11 protein-coding genes are annotated in these 18616 nt (G+C 31.8%); 4 read left to right on the top strand and 7 right to left on the bottom strand.

Annotated elements, in window-relative coordinates; all coding sequences use genetic code 11:
- Positions 1–28: 28 nt before the first annotated feature.
- The 3 genes from Q0921_RS10800 (at position 29) to Q0921_RS10790 (ending at position 4388) form a co-directional block, all read left to right on the top strand.
- Positions 29–1234, top strand: coding sequence for a DUF4249 domain-containing protein (locus Q0921_RS10800; RefSeq protein ID WP_299256636.1), 1206 nt, complete (start codon positions 29–31; stop codon positions 1232–1234).
- 80 nt (positions 1235–1314) lie between these two features.
- Positions 1315–2550, top strand: coding sequence for a DUF4249 domain-containing protein (locus tag Q0921_RS10795; protein ID WP_299256634.1), 1236 nt, complete (start codon positions 1315–1317; stop codon positions 2548–2550).
- A gap of 53 nt (positions 2551–2603) precedes the next feature.
- Positions 2604–4388, top strand: coding sequence for a hypothetical protein (locus Q0921_RS10790; RefSeq protein ID WP_299256632.1), 1785 nt, complete (start codon positions 2604–2606; stop codon positions 4386–4388).
- 13 nt (positions 4389–4401) lie between these two features.
- Here the strand turns inward: Q0921_RS10790 and Q0921_RS10785 are convergent, their stop codons facing one another.
- Together Q0921_RS10785 and Q0921_RS10780 are read right to left on the bottom strand one after the other, a co-directional pair.
- A complete protein-coding gene (locus tag Q0921_RS10785; RefSeq protein ID WP_367183342.1) occupies positions 4402–5520 on the bottom strand; it encodes an MFS transporter in 1119 nt (372 codons plus the stop codon).
- A 55-nt stretch (positions 5521–5575) separates the two neighbouring features.
- Positions 5576–7780: a bifunctional alpha,alpha-trehalose-phosphate synthase (UDP-forming)/trehalose-phosphatase gene (locus Q0921_RS10780; RefSeq protein ID WP_299256630.1), complete on the bottom strand. Its 2205-nt coding sequence runs from the start codon at positions 7778–7780 to the stop codon at positions 5576–5578.
- A 92-nt stretch (positions 7781–7872) separates the two neighbouring features.
- On the opposite strand from Q0921_RS10780, the gene Q0921_RS10775 reads away from it, so the two are divergent.
- The gene (locus Q0921_RS10775) at positions 7873–9678 is read left to right on the top strand and encodes a glycoside hydrolase family 15 protein (protein ID WP_299256628.1); all 1806 of its coding nucleotides are present in this window, start codon (positions 7873–7875) and stop codon (positions 9676–9678) included.
- A 112-nt stretch (positions 9679–9790) separates the two neighbouring features.
- Here the strand turns inward: Q0921_RS10775 and Q0921_RS10770 are convergent, their stop codons facing one another.
- The 5 genes from Q0921_RS10770 to Q0921_RS10750 form a co-directional block, all read right to left on the bottom strand.
- Entirely contained in the window at positions 9791–11110 is a 1320-nt protein-coding gene (locus Q0921_RS10770) for a DUF4302 domain-containing protein (protein ID WP_299256626.1), read from the bottom strand.
- Between the two features lie 19 nt (positions 11111–11129).
- A complete protein-coding gene (locus Q0921_RS10765) occupies positions 11130–12056 on the bottom strand; it encodes a substrate import-associated zinc metallohydrolase lipoprotein (RefSeq protein WP_299256624.1) in 927 nt (308 codons plus the stop codon).
- Positions 12057–12064: 8 nt separating this feature from the next.
- Positions 12065–13543: a RagB/SusD family nutrient uptake outer membrane protein gene (locus tag Q0921_RS10760; protein ID WP_299256622.1), complete on the bottom strand. Its 1479-nt coding sequence runs from the start codon at positions 13541–13543 to the stop codon at positions 12065–12067.
- Positions 13544–13554: 11 nt separating this feature from the next.
- Positions 13555–17004: a SusC/RagA family TonB-linked outer membrane protein gene (locus tag Q0921_RS10755; RefSeq protein WP_299256620.1), complete on the bottom strand. Its 3450-nt coding sequence runs from the start codon at positions 17002–17004 to the stop codon at positions 13555–13557.
- Between the two features lie 628 nt (positions 17005–17632).
- Positions 17633–18427, bottom strand: coding sequence for a sugar-binding protein (locus Q0921_RS10750; protein WP_299256618.1), 795 nt, complete (start codon positions 18425–18427; stop codon positions 17633–17635).
- Positions 18428–18616 lie beyond the last annotated feature (189 nt).

Raw genomic sequence — 18616 nt, 5'->3', positions numbered from 1 at the left:
GAGACTCTTTGTAAGATATAGTAAATGTATGATAAATAGGAGAATTTTAATTCTGCTATGGATTTGTAGTATGATGTCTGGATGTATTGATCCTTTTGAAATAGAAACTGAAAATTTTGAAAATATACTGGTAGTTAATACTACGATTACAAATGAAATGAAAAATCAAGAAGTTCTATTAACAAGAACTTTTAGGTTCGAAGATGACGGTCCAATTTCTGAAGAAGGTGCTATCGTAAAAGTAATAGAAGATGCTAGTGTAGAATATCTTTTTGAAGAAAGCTCTCCTGGAACATATCGTTCTGTACAGGAATTTGCAGCAAGCTCAGGTAAAGAATATCAATTATCGCTCCAGACTGCAGATGGAAAGTCTTATGTTTCAGACAAGGTAATTTTACCACAAGAAACATCAATTGAAAGAATTTATCCTCAGAGAATTACTAATGATAATGGGGGAGAAGGTTTAGGGATATTTGTCGATACGTTTGACCCAACAGGTAATTCACAATATTATCGTTATGAATTTAAAGAAACCTATAGAGTAGTTCCACCTAAATGGTATCCTTTTGATCTTATTGTAACTAGGGACGGACCAGGATTGTTGTTTTTCGATTTCGATTTTGTAGAAAGACCAGAAACTCAAAAAATATGTTACGCCAATAGTATATCCAATAATATCAAGATAGTAAATACTGCTATTTTGGAAGAAGACCGTATAATGGGTTTAGAGGTTAATTTTATACCGGCAGAAGATATAAGAATTAAAGATAGGTATAGTGTATTAGTCAGACAATATGTGCAATCTAGAGAAGCTAATGGGTTTTATCAAATATTAAGTAGTTTTTCGGAATCGGAGAGCTTGTTTTCTCAAATACAACCTGGATTTGTAACCGGCAATATTATTTCGGAAAATAACCAAGATGATAAAGTATTAGGTTATTTTGATGTTTCCTCTGTTTCAGAACAACGTATTTTTGTCGATCGTGATGATTTTTTAGCGGATTTACCATCGTTCGAATTAGAGTGCGATATATTTAGACCTGAACAAGGGTTTGGTACCTTGCTTGAGTACCATATGCTTATTAGAGATTTTATAGATAGTAATACTGTTAGATATTATTCTGATGTACCACTTCCTCCTGATGGATCTATTCCCTTTACTTTTGTTCGTAGAGTTTGTGGAGATTGTACAACATCAGGAGTTAGTGAGGCCCCGGATTTTTGGATAGATTAATGGTTGATATACCTATAATTGAAGGAGCGGATTTTGCGTACGGTATCATAAAAGATAAATAATGTTTTAGAAGTTTTAGAATGGTAGAAGTATTTAAGTTTATAAGGTGGGAGCAAATATTAGTCGTCATGTTGGTATGCGGTACTCTGAATAGCTGTATCGATCCTTTTGAAATAGAAACTGAAAACTTCGAAAATATTTTAGTAATAAATGCTACTATTACTGATGAGGTAAAAAACCAAGAAATCCTATTGTCTAGAACATTTAGATTCGAAGATGATGGCCCTCTTTTAGAACAAGGTGCTATAGTAAAAGTGATAGAAGACGCTGGAGTAGAATATCTTTTTGAAGAAGAGGCTCCTGGAACATATCGTTCTGTACAGGAATTTGCAGCGAGTTCAGGTAAAGAATATGAATTGTCATTACAAACATCAGACGGGAAATCCTATGTTTCGGATAAGGTAACTTTACCACAAGAGACATCAATTGAAAGAGTTTATCCTCAAAGAATTACTAATAATAATGGAGTAGAAGGGTTAGGGATATTTGTTGACACATTTGATCCAACAGGAAATTCACAATATTATCGTTATGAATTTGAAGAAACGTATAGAATACTTACTCCTTTATGGTATCCTTTTGATCTTGTAGTGACAGCAGAAGGAGCAGAAAGTTTTGAGTTTGGTTTAGTAGATAGATCTGTAAATGAAAAAATATGTTATGCAAAGAATGTATCTAATAATATAAAAATTACAAATACAACAATTTTTGAAGAAGATCGTATAACGGCGCTAGAGGTTAATTTTATACCAGCAGAAGATATACGAGTTGATAGTAGATATAGTATATTAGTTAGACAATATGTACAATCTAGAGAGGCTAATGGGTTCTATGAAATACTAAGTAGTTTCTCTGAATCAGAGAGTTTGTTTTCACAAATACAACCTGGATTTATAACTGGAAATATTACTTCAGAAAGTAACCAAGATGATAAAGTGTTAGGCTATTTTGATGTTTCTACCGTTTCAGAGCAACGTATTTTTGTGGATCGAAGTGATTTTCTTACGGATTTACCACGATTCGCCTTAGAATGTGAGTTAATAGAGCCAGAGCAAGGTTTAGACAATCTTATAACTTTTCATCAACTTATTCGTGGATTTATAAATAGTAATGAGGTTAGATATTTACCAGATACGTCACCGACTCCTGGTGAACCTATAGTGCCAGAAGGTTCTTTTCGTTTTTTTTTACCTAGAGCTTGTGGAGATTGTACTGCATTAGGAGTTAGTGAAGCTCCGGATTTTTGGGTAGATTAAGCGATAAAATACATTGTTAGAGAAATGAGAAATTTTAATATAAAATTAGACTAGTGAGAATATTATCAATTATATGCGTCCTGTTTTTTTTAACGTGTAGTACTTACGGACAACGACAGTCGGTGTTAAAAACCAATAAGGATGTTTATGGCTATACTCTTGTTCCTCAAGAGAAGATCTTTATACATTATAATACATCATTATTGTTTTCGGGGGAATATTTTTATTATCGCGTATATTGCTTTAATGCCAAGAGTAATGCTCTGAGTACTATAAGTAAAGTTGCTTACTTAGTGCTTTTAGACGAAGATGAAAAGGCTGTGTTTAAGCATAAAATAAGTTTGGAAAACGGCCTAGGACAAGGTGATTTTTTTGTCCCAGTATCTATCCCGTCTGGAAACTATAAATTAATTGGTTATACACAATGGATGTTAAATGAGGCTTCTCGTTTTTTTCAAGCAGATATTAGTATACTAAATCCATACCAAGGCAATCAAAGTAAAATTCTTTCTGCTGACATTGCTAAAGATTCTTTAGGCAACCCTATAACAGAATTTTCAAAAGGAAGTGAGCTAATCAATGCGCCAGAAGAGAATACTAAAATCGATTTAAAACTAACCACAGACACTAAATCTTATAATAAAAGGAGTTTGGTGAAACTTAGTATAGAAAACTCCCAATTAAATACAGCAGAAGGTAACTATTCTCTTTCGGTAAGGAAAAAAGATGTATTTGCAAAAGCATTACCAGTAAGAGCTAAGGATTTTTCTACCTTATATAGTAATCGTATTGATAGTCCAACTAAAGCAGTTGGAACTTCTATTTTTTTACCAGAAATGAGAGGAGAATTACTTTATGGAAAGATTCTTCCTAAAGAAACGTCCTTTTCAGTTTCAGAACAGTCTGTAGGCTTATCAATTCCAGGTAAGACTAGTGATGTGAAAGTTGTTTTAACCGACAACAAAGGTAATTTTGTGTTTAATTTAAATAACAGAAATGATAGGGATGAAGTATTGATTCAGGTTTTAGGAAAAGATAAAGAAAATTATACGGTACAAATTTTTGAAATACCAGAAGTACAAGCTGTAAATTTGGAATTTTATCAATTTAAAATTTCTCCTTCTTTAAAAGATAAAATAGTAAAGAGAAGTGTTTATAATCAAATTGATAATGTTTTTTATAGTGTGAAACCTGATACGCTACAGGCGCTTACGAACGCTTTTGCTTTTCACGGAACTGAAATAGAAACTTATGAGCTAGATGATTATACCAGGTTTGGAACGGTTAAAGAAACAATAGTAGAGGTTGTAGAAAGTGTATGGACTAAAAAAGATGAAAATGAAAATGAAGTCTTTGTAGTAAGAGGATACTACCCTACTGTGAAAAAACAAAGTTTTTTACCATTATTAGTTGTTGATGGTGTTTTTGTTCAAGATCATGAAAGTATCATAAACTATGATGCAAGGAAGATTAAAAGTATTAGTTTTATTCAAGATCGATATTATTTAGGGCCTCAAATCTTCGAAGGGGTAGTTATAATTGAAACAATAGCAGGAGATTATTTAAATTCAATTAATACTAGTGCTAAAATTACTTTATCGTCTTTACAAGCAAGTAAAAAATATTTTAAACAAAAATATAGTGATGACAAGTCAAACAATAAAATTCCTGATTTTAGGAACCAATTATTATGGCAACCAAATGTAAAAATGACAAAAGGGAAAAGTAGTATCGAATTTTATACATCCGACGTTGTTGGAGATTTTGAAATATGTTTAGAAGGGTTTAAAGATAATGGATTTCCTATCTCAATTAAAACATATATAACTGTAGAGTAATATATTATATTCGCTATTTTCGGGAACTATATAACCCTAGGATAGGACCTATTGCCAAAAATAAAAATAAATAAGTAGGATTTATTTTGGTGGTTAAATATGAAAGTAACTGAATGCTTATAATAGTAATGGCAAAACCAATACAATTCACTATAGTAAGCCCAGTTCCTCTTAACTCTGCAGGAGCTGCGGCAGCGACCAATGTAGAAAACTGAGGAGAATCTGATATAACGACCATACCCCAAATACAAAGCAGGGTTAAAAATATCTCTGTTGGTAGTTGGAAAAGTAGAGGAGAGGAGAGGCAAAAGAGCCCTGAAATAATAAGCGAATTTCGAGCTACTTTTCTACTTCCTGTTTTTAAAGAAATATACCCTCCTAAGATGCAAGAAAAAAAGCCAATTGCTATAACAATAAATGACCAAAAAGATATAGGAAGCCCAATTGGGTTTTGTTCCACATATGTTTTTAACAGCACAGGAATAAATCCCCAGAAAGCATATAATTCCCACATATGCCCAAAATAACCTAAAGCTGCTTTTCTAAAACTAACGATACTAAAAAGCTCCGTGATTACTCCTAATTGTAGTTTTGTTACAGGTTTTCTGTGAGGGCCATTAGGGACAAATAAGAAAATTAATAAACCACCAATGAATGAAAGTATGCTGGTTGATTGGATGACCGCTTTGTAATCACTGTTCCAAGAGATTTCTTTTAATAAATGAGGTAATGCGGTACCCAAAACCAAAGCGCCTACTAAATATCCTAGTGCTTTTCCTAATCCGTCTTTATAATAATCTGAAGCTATTTTCATGCCAACAGGATAAATTCCGGCTAGAAAAAACCCTGTGCCAAAACGTGCAGTTAATACATTTAGTACAGTAATATTTGGGATTAATAAGGCAATATTACATAGTGCTCCCAGAATAGCAGATATCATAAACACTTTTGAGGGAGGAAATCTATCAACTAAAGTTAACAAAGCAAAGGTTAGCGTACCTACTATAAAACCAAATTGAACTGTAGATAATAGATATCCAAGAATATTAAATCCTACGTTAAACTGAGCAGAAAAATCATCAATAACTGCATTTCCCGCAAACCATAAAGAAGTACAGAAAAATTGAGCAATTATAATTACGGGAAGTATATAGAATTTTGGTTTCAGAGATGTACGTTTACTAGATTTAATTAAATTCTTTTAATAATTCGTGTACTTGGTTAGTGCCTTCTACATAGTATTTAGCTATTGTTTTCTTTAATCCCACTTTTACTGTATATGAAGACGAAGGTAATTCTTTAAACATATATTCATCTGTCCAATCATCTCCAATAGCAAAGATAAAATCATAATCCTTTTCTACTAGCATTTTACAAGCCGATTTACCTTTATCAATTCCGCTTATCTTTATTTCTAATACTTTATCACCTTCTAGAATTTCCAGATTATGATTTGCTATTAGATGTTGTATGGTAGTTTTTAATTCCATAGATCTTAATTTTCCTAAATCTGGATCTACATTTCTAAAATGCCAAGCTAATGAATAATTTTTTTCTTCTATAAGAGAACCAGGTGTTCTGTCCGTAAATGATTCTAATACCGGTGCAATTGATTCGAACCAATCGTTACTAACACGTTCTAAAAGTTCCCAGTCTTTAGTAGGCTCTTTTAACCAAGCTCCATGTTCTGTTATTAGGGTATAGTCTTTATGTCCAAACCATTTATTGAAAGTAAATTTATCTCTTCCTGTTATTAGTATAATTTTAGTATTCTTATCTTTTTGCAACGTATCTAAAATATCAAATATTTCTGGAGTTGGTTTTGCATTTTCAGGAATTTTTTCGAAAGGAGCTAGTGTTCCGTCATAATCTATGTAGAGAATTCTATTTTTAGAGTCTTGAAAATCACTAAGCATCTTTTCTTTAATTGATGAAGTCAATTTCTTAAGAGAATATTTTTTAGCTCTTGTTTTTGTAGCGTCCAAAGACTCCATGAAATCATTCGCCCATTTTTCTACGTTGTATCTTTTTAACCTTTTTTGTAGCGCTTTGTTTCTCTTTACTTGTTCCTCTTCCGGCATTTCTAAGGCAAATTTTAGAGTGTCTGCTATTTCTTCAAAGTTATTAGGATTTATAATCAATGCTTCACTCATTTCTTTTGAAGCTCCAGTCATTTCACTCAGAATAAGTACACCTTTCTGATCAACTCTAGAGGCTATATATTCTTTTGCCACCAGATTCATTCCATCCCGAATAGGAGTTAGTAATGCTACATCACTAGAAGTGTAGAGATCAATTAAATTTTCAAAAGGCATAGAACGATAAAAATACCAAATAGGTGTCCAGCTAACTTCAGAAAATTTACCATTGATCCTACCTACTAATTGATCTATTTCATTTTTTAGTAATTGATATTGCGGAACATTAGATCTGGATGGAACAGCAAGCATTACCAATCTTGCTTTACCTTTAAATTGAGGATACTTGTCCAGAAAATATTCAAAAGCTCTTAATCTGTTAGCAATTCCTTTGGTGTAATCTAGTCGATCAATGGATAATATAAGTTTTGCTCTATCTCCACTTATTAAATGTTCATCTATCTTTTGTTGTATCTCAGTTTGATCTTTTTTCTCTTTCTCATCGTGTATTTTAGCAGCGTTATGAAATTTTTCATAATCAATTCCCATAGGGAAAGAATCCACCTTCACTATTCTATTGTCCATATGAACATTATTGAAGTTGATTTCTAACCCTAAAATTCTTTGTGCAGAACTCAGGAAATGACGTTCGTAATCATATGTATGAAAACCAATTAAGTCAGCTCCTAAAAGCCCTTTTAATAATTCTTCTCTACAAGGAATAGTTCTGAAAACTTCGTATGAAGGAAATGGTATATGTAAAAAGAAACCTATAGTTACGTTTGGTTTCTTTTTACGAATCATCTCAGGTAGTAATAGTAGTTGATAATCATGTACCCAGATAGTGTCATTTTCTCCAAGATTTTCAATAATTATATCTGCAAATTTTTGATTTACCTGTTGGTATACTTCCCAGCTGTCTTTATCAAATTCTGTATATTCCATAAAATAATGGAATAATGGCCATAAGGTATTATTGCTAAAACCATAATAAAAACCATCTATTTCAGGTTCAGTTAATGGTACACCAACACACTGATGTTTTTTTAGTGCTTTTTCAACTAGATTTCTTTTTTCAGTGTCTAATTGTTCTTCTGTTAGTCCACTCCATCCGATCCAAATACTATCGCTTCCTGAGTGAACTGACTTCATTCCGGTTGCTAATCCTCCAACACTTGGTATTGCATTGATCGAATTATTATCAATTTCTAATTGTAAGGGTAATCGATTTGAGATTATGATAGTTTTACTCATAAAGCGTGGTGAAAGTTGGTTGACTAATTTTGATTTATTAAATTTCGGTTTGGAGAATAAAGGTACGTTTATTTAAAAGAACTACGAGTTATATGAACAATTTAGACTACGGGATTATTGGAAATTGTAAAAGTGCAGCATTAATTTCAAAAGCAGGGGCAATTGATTGGTGTTGCTTACCAAATTTTGATTCTTCTTCTGTTTTTGCAAAAATTCTTGATGATAAAAAAGGAGGTTCTTTTGAGATTTTAGTTTCTGAGGAATACACTATTTCTCAAAAGTACATTGATAAAACAAATATTCTGGTAACTGAATTTAGAAATGGGAATGATGTTTTTGAGAGTATTGATTTTATGCCTCGATATAAAGAAGCGGATGGCTCTTTTTACGCACCGTCGGATATTATACGATATATAAAACATATTTCTGGAGCTCCTGTTTTTAAAGTAAAATACGACCCTAAGCTGGAGTATGCTAAAGAGGAAACTTATTTTAAAACAACTGATAATTATATAAAAAGTATAACGGATAAAGATAAGTATGATACTTTATATCTTTATTCAGATTTAAATTCAGAAGAGATTCTGAGTGGAAAAGAAATTCAATTAACAAGTCACGCATATTTCTTAATTAGTTATCATGAGAAATTGTTGGAGCAATCTTTAGAACGTTGTTATCTAAAGTTGCAACGTACGAGAGTCTACTGGCTAAACTGGAGTGAGAATACTACTTCTTATAAAGTTTATAATGATCAAATTTTGAGAAGTGCCTTAGTACTTAAATTGTTAAGTTATGAAAAGTCTGGAGCGGTATTAGCTGCTGCAACTACTTCATTGCCAGAGACTATAGGAGAGGTTCGTAACTGGGATTATAGATTTTGCTGGATTAGAGATGCATCCATGGTAATTAAAGTGATCTCTGATTTGGGTCATAAAAGATTAGCACAACGTTTTCTTCAGTTTATAATCGACATTATTCCTGATAAAGATGAGAAAATACAGATTATGTATGGAATCAATGGAGAAAGACAATTAACTGAAAAAACTTTGGATCATTTAGAAGGATATAAAGGATCGAGTCCAGTGCGTATTGGTAATGCAGCATACCATCAAAAACAAAATGATATTTATGGGATTTTGATGAATGTGATATATCAACAGTTTGTAAAATTTGATTGTGACTTAGATAACAGTGAGAGTTTATGGACTATTAGTAAAAGTATTGTCCATATTGTTAATGTTAATTGGGAAAAACCAGATAAAGGTATTTGGGAGTTTAGAACTGAAGAAAGACATTTTACATTTTCTAAATTATTGTGTTGGGTAGCTGTAGATAGAGCAATAAAAATAGGAGAATTAATAGGTAAAACGAGTAATAACTCTAGATGGATTGAACTTAGAGATCGAATTTACAATGATATTTATGAAAATGCATGGAACGAAGAAGTGCAAGCATATACACAGTCTTACGGTTCTTCAGATCTGGATGCCTCTACGTTGTTAATGGAATCTTATGGATTCATTGAACCTATGGATCCTAGGTTTATAAGTACGGTAAAAGCTACAGAAAAGGAGTTATGCAATGATGGATTACTATACCGTTATAAAAACAAAGATGATTTTGGATTACCGTCTTCTTCTTTTACTATTTGTAGTTTTTGGTTTATTAATAGTCTTTATAAAATAGGTGAGGAAGAAAAAGCAAAAACAATGTTTGATCAATTGTTGTCTTATAGTAATCACTTAGGATTGTTTAGTGAAGATATTGATTTTAAAACCAAAAGATTATTAGGGAATTTTCCTCAAGCATATTCTCATTTAGCATTGATTGAAACTGCAGTTAATTTTTCTAAGGGAATAACTAGTGAACAAAAGCTAAAGAAAGTAGTAGAGCAATGAAAAATGCAAATAAATAGTACAAAGTACTAATTACATACAGCTCCTTTTTTTTAAGTAAAAATCTTCGGGAAATTTATTCCCGAAGATTTAAAAAATAGGCTAATTCTCTTTATTACAGTCCGTAAACAGAGAAATTAAGATTAGGGGCAATAACACTTGTGAATTTGTATGAAGGATTTGAAGCAAATCGACTTTCGTCTGTTTGAGTCATGTAAAATCCATCAGTACTAAATAGTAATGCGAATATATTGATTAGGCCATCTGTGTCTCCAAAGAATTGAGAAAATGTGAAAACTACTCTTTCGTTTGCTATCACTTCTCTGGTAAACGTTGCAAAATTTAAACTTCCATCATTCATATTAAAAATGAAATATGATTGGTTAGAAAAGTTTGGATCATCAAGAACCATATCTATTCGAAAAACGTCACTTGCCTTCGCTAGATTTTTGAAATTCTCTGATGTTTGATTAAGAAAACTACTACCAAAAGATTCATCGAAATATGAATATGTTGAAAAATCAACTCCAAATGAATTTACATCTGGAGAAGCAAGTTCAGGAATTATTGCGGTAGCCACAGGAGCTAAATCATAGCCAATAATTGTAGTTACACCACTGTCTGTAGAAGTGTAAGTACCTAAGTCTTGATCATAGATAAAAGAAGAAATACTTAAATCTCCAAGGATTAAAGGTGCTAAAAAATTAAACCCAGTTGTTGTTATACTGATTGGTAATATTTCTGTAGAAATTTCACCTGTTTCTGAATTAAAGTCAGTAACACCTGCAGTTCTTTCTAAATCATCAACGTACGTAAAGGTTCTATTGTATAGAATATTATTGGCATCATCTAACACAACTAAATTTCTAATAAATCTAAGCGTATTTGTATCATCCTGAAGTTGATCATAAAACGCTCTTAAGTTTTCTATATTTTCTTGATCTTCTGCTGTAGCTTTTTCAAAAATTATTTCCGTGGGATTAGAAATATCGGTTTTACTTCTAAATTTGATTCGATCTTCACTTACTTCCTCAAAAATGAATTCAAATTCAGCACCTAAATTAAAGTTTTGAGCTTCAAATAAAGCGTGGAAAGTGGTGTAGTTTTCGAATACTAATTCGGGAAATTGACTAATTCCTACTCTAAAAGTTGTTTCTAAATCATTTTGACCTCCTAGTACATCTGAAACGATATCTACCGTCTTATCTTCATTAAATTTTAAATAAATATTGTTTCCTCCAAAATTGGTTCCTGGTTGATATACAGTTTTCCATCCAAATTCTGAATTAATTAAGGTCTCGCGATAAGATTCTAATAGTATATTTACTCTTGTATCAGAATCCTGTTCGAATAAAGGTTGAACATCATCGTCACTACACGCAAAAACTGCTAATAGTAAAAACAACAATGAATTGATTTTTATATTTCGTAACATATTATTATGTTTTGTATTATTAATTAAGGGTATTTAAAAATTCATCTCTAACTATTAATAAATCAATACCAACATCTTCCTTCATATATCGTAATACAGCGTTGTATTTCTCCTGAATTCTTTGACGTCCAATATTTCTTTGAAAACAATCTTCATCTCCACCAGAACAGCTTTCCAGAGTTATATATGTATTTTCAAATTCAATAGGATCTGTTGTAATTATTCTGGAAACAATCTCCGCAAAATCTTCAGCTACAGAAGAAGTCCCATAAGGTGTAACCATACCGCGTGAGATAGCATTGTTTATGGACTGAGTACTGTTTTCACTTCCGGAAATCAAAGTAGTCCAGGTGCCTGGAGAGGTGTAATCTTCTCCTGAAATTTCATAGAATGATTCTACATCAAAGTTGAAGTTTTGATCTATGATGTGAGCAAATTCATGATGTAATGTCCTAAATGATTGTATAATCCAGTCATTATTGTCAGGACTATAATCATTAACCTGAGTCAAAGTAACTCTTACACCGGCATCTGCTGTACCTAAAGTAATAGTACCATCACCATTATACAAGGGCGAACCTAAAAATACGATCTCTGCAGGAAAATATCTCTTCAAAAAGTCCTCTCCTTCATCGGAACCCATATTGTAAGGTTCAATCCACGCTTGTTTTATTAATTCTGCAACCGGCCTTACAACATCTCTTCTTGGAGGTACGGCGGTTCGATTAGCATCAATATAGCGATCTACGAATTTATATATGATCACACTTCCATAAGGATCTCTAAACTCTTCTTTTAAATAAATATCTAGAGGATCTGTCGATTCCTGCTCTTGTTCGAAAATACTTTCGGCAGTAATACTTTTTTCTCTTTCACAACTAATTAGTGTAACACTTAATAAAGAGATTGTAAAAAGCTTTTTTATAAAATTATTTGTTTTCTTCATGTCTAATATTATCTAGGATTAGGTGTGATTCCAAAATCAATTGCACTATCTGGGATTTGAATTGCTTTTCTTAAATCATTTGTAGTAAGTTCGAATGTCTCTCCACCAAGATTTTCAGGTAATGTGTGTGAAATAGAAAGGTTAAATCTTTTTATGTCAAACCAACGAAGACCGTGATCCCAAAATTCTTTTTTTCTTTCATCAAGAATTAATTGTTCGATTGCATCAATTCCATCGGTAGCATTATAATAAGTAATTAACTGATTAATATCGTTATATTCTTGATTGTTATATCTCAGCCTTGCGAGCACATTAATGTCTGACAAAGCTTCGTTCTGGGCTCCTGCAAATAGTTGTGCTTCTGCACGATTTAGTAAAACTTCTTCACCTTTTAGCTCTATAGAAACGTGGTAAGGTAATCCAGAGTTAGAACTTAAATTTTCTCTGAAAAAATATTCTCTTAATCTGGCAGTGTATCTTGCATCTGTTCCTACATTCCAGATACCGGTAGAAGTTCTTTCGTCGAAAGTATTTAAGGGGTTGTTAAATAACACACCTAGATCTGTGATGTTTAGTCTAAAACCTGTTCCTACTCTTTGATGATTACTGAATTTTTGCATAACCAATACGTTGCTATCATCGGTTGTTTCATTGTATTTATCCGCAATGTCGTTATACGTTGATCCTTGTAGCTCATCATATTTTTTTACATACAATTCTGGATTTCCATCAAAGAAAAGGTCGCTATATTTAATACAATTTATATAATCTTTTTTCCAAAGATAAAAACGCGAAGCAAAAGCGAATCCTGCCTTTTTTGTAAAATGATATTTTTTTGATCCAGAGAAAAACTGATCATCTATTAGCGATAATCCTTCTAGAAGATCTTTTTCTACTAAATCATAAACTTCTTCTACTGTATTTCTTTCATAATCCGGAAGAAATCTTGTTTCTGGCTTAAGTACATATGGTATACCTAAATTTGTAGATGCATTTTGATCATAATGTAAAGCAAAGACATTAACTAACATAAAATGGCTATAAGCTCTAGAGAGTAATGCTTCTCCTTTAATGGCATTTTTAAAATCGGTAGTTCCCGATAAATCATCTATTGCAACCAATACTTCATTCGTTTGGGCAATTGCTTCATAAGATCTGTCCCAAAAATAAGTTGGCGTGTCCTGTGCGATTCCGTCTACATCTTCCCAGGTATATAGCTGAAGCGAATTTTGATCGATAAAATTACCTCCTGCATTTGCTACTACGCCGCCATTTTCTATTCCAGTCGGACCAGCCAAATCTGTGTACATATCTGTAAAGGCGTAACTCCCTTGTGAATAAGAATCTGCAACTACTTTTGCTGCTTTTTCGGCAGTATCTAGCTCTAATCTGTCATCTGGTAATTCGTCTAAATAGTCATCACATGATGTGAATAACAAAATAAAAGAAACCAGTATTGTATATGGTGTTAATTTATATTTATTCATCTTTTTAATTTTTAGAAACCAACGTTAAGTGAAAATGTAAATGATCTAGATACCGGTAAGGCTGTTCCTCCTGAATTAAAAAATTCTGGATCCTGACCATTAAGAGCTTTATCAGAATAAATAAGGAATAAATTTTCTCCTTGAATTCTAAATTTTGCAGATTCAATTCCTAAACCTTCTACATAGTTTTTTGGAACATTAAATCCTAATGCCATTGATCTCATTCTGGCATATGTGCCATCAGCAACTCTCGCATCGCTAATATTGTATAGATCATAAGCATTATCAGCACCTAATTGGTTTTGTATGGTTCTGTCGCTTAAGATAGCAGGTATGTTAGTTGTATTTTCGTCTCCAGGAAGCCTCCATCTATTTACCAAATCACCAGATAGCGAGTTGAAATCAGTGTAGGTAGGTCCAAAGTTACTATTCAAGCGTATTTTATAATCAAATTTGAATGTAATATTCGCACTTAATGTAAAGTTTTTGTACTTAAATGTATTATTAAAACCACCTGCACCTCTTGGTTGCGTTGGTCCTTCATACTTGAGTATTTGTTCAAGATTTTCTCTTTCCTGAAGATTGATATTTGTTACTATATTATTGTTTTCATCAAAAAATGTAGGAATACCAAACTCATTTAATCCTGCAAACCTAGTTGAATATAATGCAGATATCTCTCTTCCTGAAAATGGAGCTCCAGATGGTTGTGTCAACTGAACCAAAGTAGGGTCAAAAAGCAATTCTGTAATTTGTTCTGTATTATAACCTACATTAATATTTGTATTCCATTGGAAGTTAGATGTTTTTACATTTACTGTAGAAATTCCGAACTCGTAACCTTCTGTTTTTAAATCTGCATAATTTCCGCTCTGGAAAGATTGTCCGCCAACACCACTTGTTTTTACGATGCCGATCAAGTCAAATGAATTTCGATTGTAATATCCGATTTCTCCACTTAGTCGATTATCGAAAAAAGAAAACTCTAATCCCGTACTAAACTCTTTAAGTTTTTCAAACGTTAAATCGTCATTCGCTAGTGAATTAATAGCAATTACAGTTTCTTGATCAGTTGGTCTTAAAGGAACTCTACTTCGAAGGTCTAAGGTAGCACTGGTTAATGGACCTCTACCTCCAGAAAGACCATAAGTAGCTTTTAGTCTTAATTGATTAATCCAATCTGAAGTAATGAAATTTTCTTTATGGATGTTCCAAGCACCACTTACATTATAACTGGTAAGGTATCGTGATTTAGAACTAGTTCCTTGTAAATTAGATCCGTCGTAGCGTATTGTACCGTTCAAGATATATTTGTTTTTTAACGTATATCCACCATTTGCAAAGAACCCTACAAATCTATCTTTTAGATTACTTATTCCAAAATATTGATCATTTTGACTGGTTAATTGATCAATCGCATCAGGATTTGTATTTACAATATATCCGTTATCATAAGAAATACCAATACCTGTATACTCTCTAGAACTTCTGGTCGAAGATTTTATTTCTTGACCAACTAAAAAAGTGAATTGATTATCGTAATTTATTTCTGGATTCCAACTAATAGAGTTTCTGATATAAAAATAATTTAGGATATCTTCATTGTAAATGTTTAAACCACCTTCTGGTAAAATGGAATAAGCAGGCCTAGTAGGATTATCTGGATCTTGAAATAAAAATGGATTAATGTTAATTAATACTCCTTCATCAGCTCTAAATGCTTCTGACTGATTAGAATTATCACCTATTATGTGCTCTCGTCTAGTAATGGCTTGTCTATAATTTATAATAGAATTAAAAGTTAAATTATCTTTTAATTTATAATCTAAATCTAGTTGAGCAGAAATATCAGCGACGTTGATATTGATCTGATTATTATTTAACTCATTTATTATATTGAAAGGAGCATAGTTTTTTCTAAAATATTCTAGATTACCGTTTTCGTCATAAGGAGTAACACTTCGACTATTAGTAAGTGAGTAACTATAAGGGTTGATATCAAATTCGCGGTTATACTCACCAGTAATAGGGTTAAATGTTCTGTTATTTGTTCCTGGAACAATTTGATCTCTAATACTAAGGGCTACTGTTGTACCTAAAGTAAGTTTTTCTGAAATATTAAAAGTGTTTTTTAATCTGGTAGTTAATCTTTCGGCTTGGTCTCCGATAGTTATACCTTCATCTTTTAAATACCCTAAAGAAAATAAGTATGTAGCATTATCAGATCCTCCTGATAAACTTATTGAATGATTTTGAAGAGTAGTTACATCGGTAAACAATACTTTAAACCAATCTGTGTTTGCGGTTTGATATCTTCTAAAAAACTCATCAGATAACTGTCCATTAGCTCCTATTTCCACATCATTTGTTCCTCTTGAATTAAAATAGCTTCCTAAAACTCCATAAGATTCAGCGAATTGTGCTGTTGTAAGATCAATTAAGTTTTTGTCTACTAATTCGGCATAAACAGAAAGTTCTTGTTGTGAGTTTAAAACATTAAACTGCTCATAACGTGGTCTTAATCTATAAGAGAAATTACCAGAGTAATTTATTTTTAAAGCGCCATTTTTACCTTTTTTTGTGGTGATTACAATTACACCATTTTTTGCTCTTGCACCATATAAGGCAGTAGCTGAAGCATCTTTTAATATAGAAAAGGATTCTATATCATCTGGATTTAATCCAGCTATTGAAGATCCGATTACAGAGCTAATATCTCCAGAGCCTAACTCATTTTGGGATAATTCTATATTATCTTCTAGAATAACTCCATCAATAACCCAAATAGGATTATTATTGCCATTTAAAGAAGTGTTACCACGAATTCTAATACGAGGAGACGCACCAAAAGTTCCTGATAAATTATCCACAACTACTCCTGCATCTCTTCCTTCTAGTAGTCTTGAAGCATCTGGAGTTCCATCAATTTTAATATCCTCGGTGTTTAATATTGTAGCTACACCGGCAAATAATTTTTTATAACTTTTTCTATATCCATCAGTTATTATAACTTCATCAAGAGATTCAACAGCTGATTCTAACTGAATAAAGAATTCTTTCTTATTTCCAGTTAATAGGATTTCTTGATCTATAAATCCTAAATTTTGGATTCTTATGGTTTCTCCTTTGGAAACAGAAATAACAAAGTTTCCATCAAAATCGGTTATTATACCACGTTGCGTTCCAATAACGGAAATTGTAGCTCCAGGAATAGGCATTCCTCTGTCATCTGTAATTTGTCCTTTTATTTCATATTCCCCTTGAAATAAAAAAACTTTAGTGGATTTAAAAAAATTTTTATGTATTAATGAAAGTCGTTCTGAATTGTTTATTTCATTTACACGACTTTCTCCTTTAGTAACATTAAGAAATAATAAGATGAAAACAGCAGAGAATAAAGGTCTACTTTTTTTCATGCTTAGATCGATTCCACAATGAAACTTGAGTAGTTTTTTTTTCATAAGATTTGTAGGTTTAAAAAATATATTACAATTTTTATTGTAGGTAAAAAGCTACTTATTTTTTATTGATTTGCTTAGGGCTGCTTTTTACAGATTGCAAATTTAATCAATTTTAACACTTTTTAGTATTTTTTACTTGTTTTTTTTATGGTTAAACCATAATTAGTGTTTTTTTAATCAAAAATAAGATACCGTGAAGTTTTCGGAGTAAGTGTAATTAAGCGGATTTTTAATTTGTTTTATCGATTTTAAATTTGTTTGTTTTATGTGGAAATTGCATTCACATTTTGATTAATAATAGGGTAGATGTTTTGTTTTTCATGAATGATGAAGAGTTTTTATTCCTAAAATAATTTTGTATAATGAAAAATATTTCCTTTATAATCTTTATGTAAAAAAAATATGATGCCATACACTTTTAATGATATGACATCATATTTTTTTAATAGAGTTACAGATTGGCTTCGCTTTTTTTGTTAATTAAATTTAATACGGTTAGCCGCTATATTATTTAGTAGTAATTATGAAGGTTTCCAAAGGAGTCATAATACACTCGAATTTTGTGAAGGGTGTTTTTGATTTTAGAATACAAGCTTAAGCTTATCATGATTTTTAATATCTTTCATGCTTATTCTATTAGTACAATAGTTCCAAAAATATCTGCATTGATCCAGCCTTGATTTTTATCTTCTCCTGGGACAAAGACAGAGCCCATAAAATTTTCTCTTTCTTTGCTTGTATCATTGTCATTATATGCAATTGCGAAACCTAGTTTTTGATTTTTAGATAGTACAATAGGATCATTTGTTCTACCTTCTTTATATGTATGATCATACACTGTAAGTTCAAATTCCCAAACAGAAACATCACCCTCAGTTTTACGCTTAGTTCTTACGTGATTATTATAAAGCACTGGTTTTTTCTGAGAATCCATATCTACAACATTTCCATCTAACGCTACGTGGTATGCAAACGCATTGTTGTTGTATTGATGTCCACCGCCAGAGTTATCAGCATCTATGAATATTTCTACACAATCATCATCCCACCATAATTTTAGTGGATCCTTATGTTGATCATAAAGTATGTCATCTTTAACTTCAACTAAAATATAAAGTGCTTCAGTAGTCCAAGCTATTTTATACCTACCTAAAAAATCCTGAACAGTAGGAAATTCTCCAATCCAGTTTTGATCCATTGGATACCATTTTGTTTGATTCCAAATAGGGTCATTCATGTCTCCATCTAAATTTGGAGCTATTTCCGCCTTTTTTATTTCTCGGATTTGATGATCTTTTTTTGCTTGTGGAGTATCTGTTAGTTGCTGTTTTTTATCAATAACTGCCTTTTCAGAATCCTTATTCCCTTCCTTTTTACAGCATATAGTTAAAGCTAAGGCTAGTATTATGGTTATTTTTTTCACAATGATAATGTTTCGATATTAATTTTACTTTTAAAAAAGAATGGAAAGATATTAAAAACATTTACTATTTAAAGGTAGATATAGTGAAGTTAAGATTTTGTAAAGTTAAAAAACAGCATAGTATTAGTGAAAAGTATCTAAAAGAAAAAGCGATCGTTTAGTGCTAACGATCGCTTTTTACTAAAATAT

Origin of the sequence: uncultured Aquimarina sp., assembly GCF_947496855.1 — a bacterium.
Classification (GTDB): domain Bacteria; phylum Bacteroidota; class Bacteroidia; order Flavobacteriales; family Flavobacteriaceae; genus Aquimarina.
Note: the sequence above shows the minus strand (reverse complement) of the source record. Positions and strands in the feature narration are given on the sequence as shown.

Coding starts and splice junctions, on each gene's coding strand:
- Q0921_RS10800 (WP_299256636.1), top strand. CDS start 29: ATGATAAATAGGAGAATTTTAATTCTGCTATGGATTTGTAGTATGATG.
- Q0921_RS10795 (WP_299256634.1), top strand. CDS start 1,315: ATGGTAGAAGTATTTAAGTTTATAAGGTGGGAGCAAATATTAGTCGTC.
- Q0921_RS10780 (WP_299256630.1), bottom strand. CDS start 7,780: ATGAGTAAAACTATCATAATCTCAAATCGATTACCCTTACAATTAGAA.
- Q0921_RS10775 (WP_299256628.1), top strand. CDS start 7,873: ATGAACAATTTAGACTACGGGATTATTGGAAATTGTAAAAGTGCAGCA.
- Q0921_RS10770 (WP_299256626.1), bottom strand. CDS start 11,110: ATGTTACGAAATATAAAAATCAATTCATTGTTGTTTTTACTATTAGCA.
- Q0921_RS10765 (WP_299256624.1), bottom strand. CDS start 12,056: ATGAAGAAAACAAATAATTTTATAAAAAAGCTTTTTACAATCTCTTTA.
- Q0921_RS10760 (WP_299256622.1), bottom strand. CDS start 13,543: ATGAATAAATATAAATTAACACCATATACAATACTGGTTTCTTTTATT.
- Q0921_RS10755 (WP_299256620.1), bottom strand. CDS start 17,004: ATGAAAAAAAAACTACTCAAGTTTCATTGTGGAATCGATCTAAGCATG.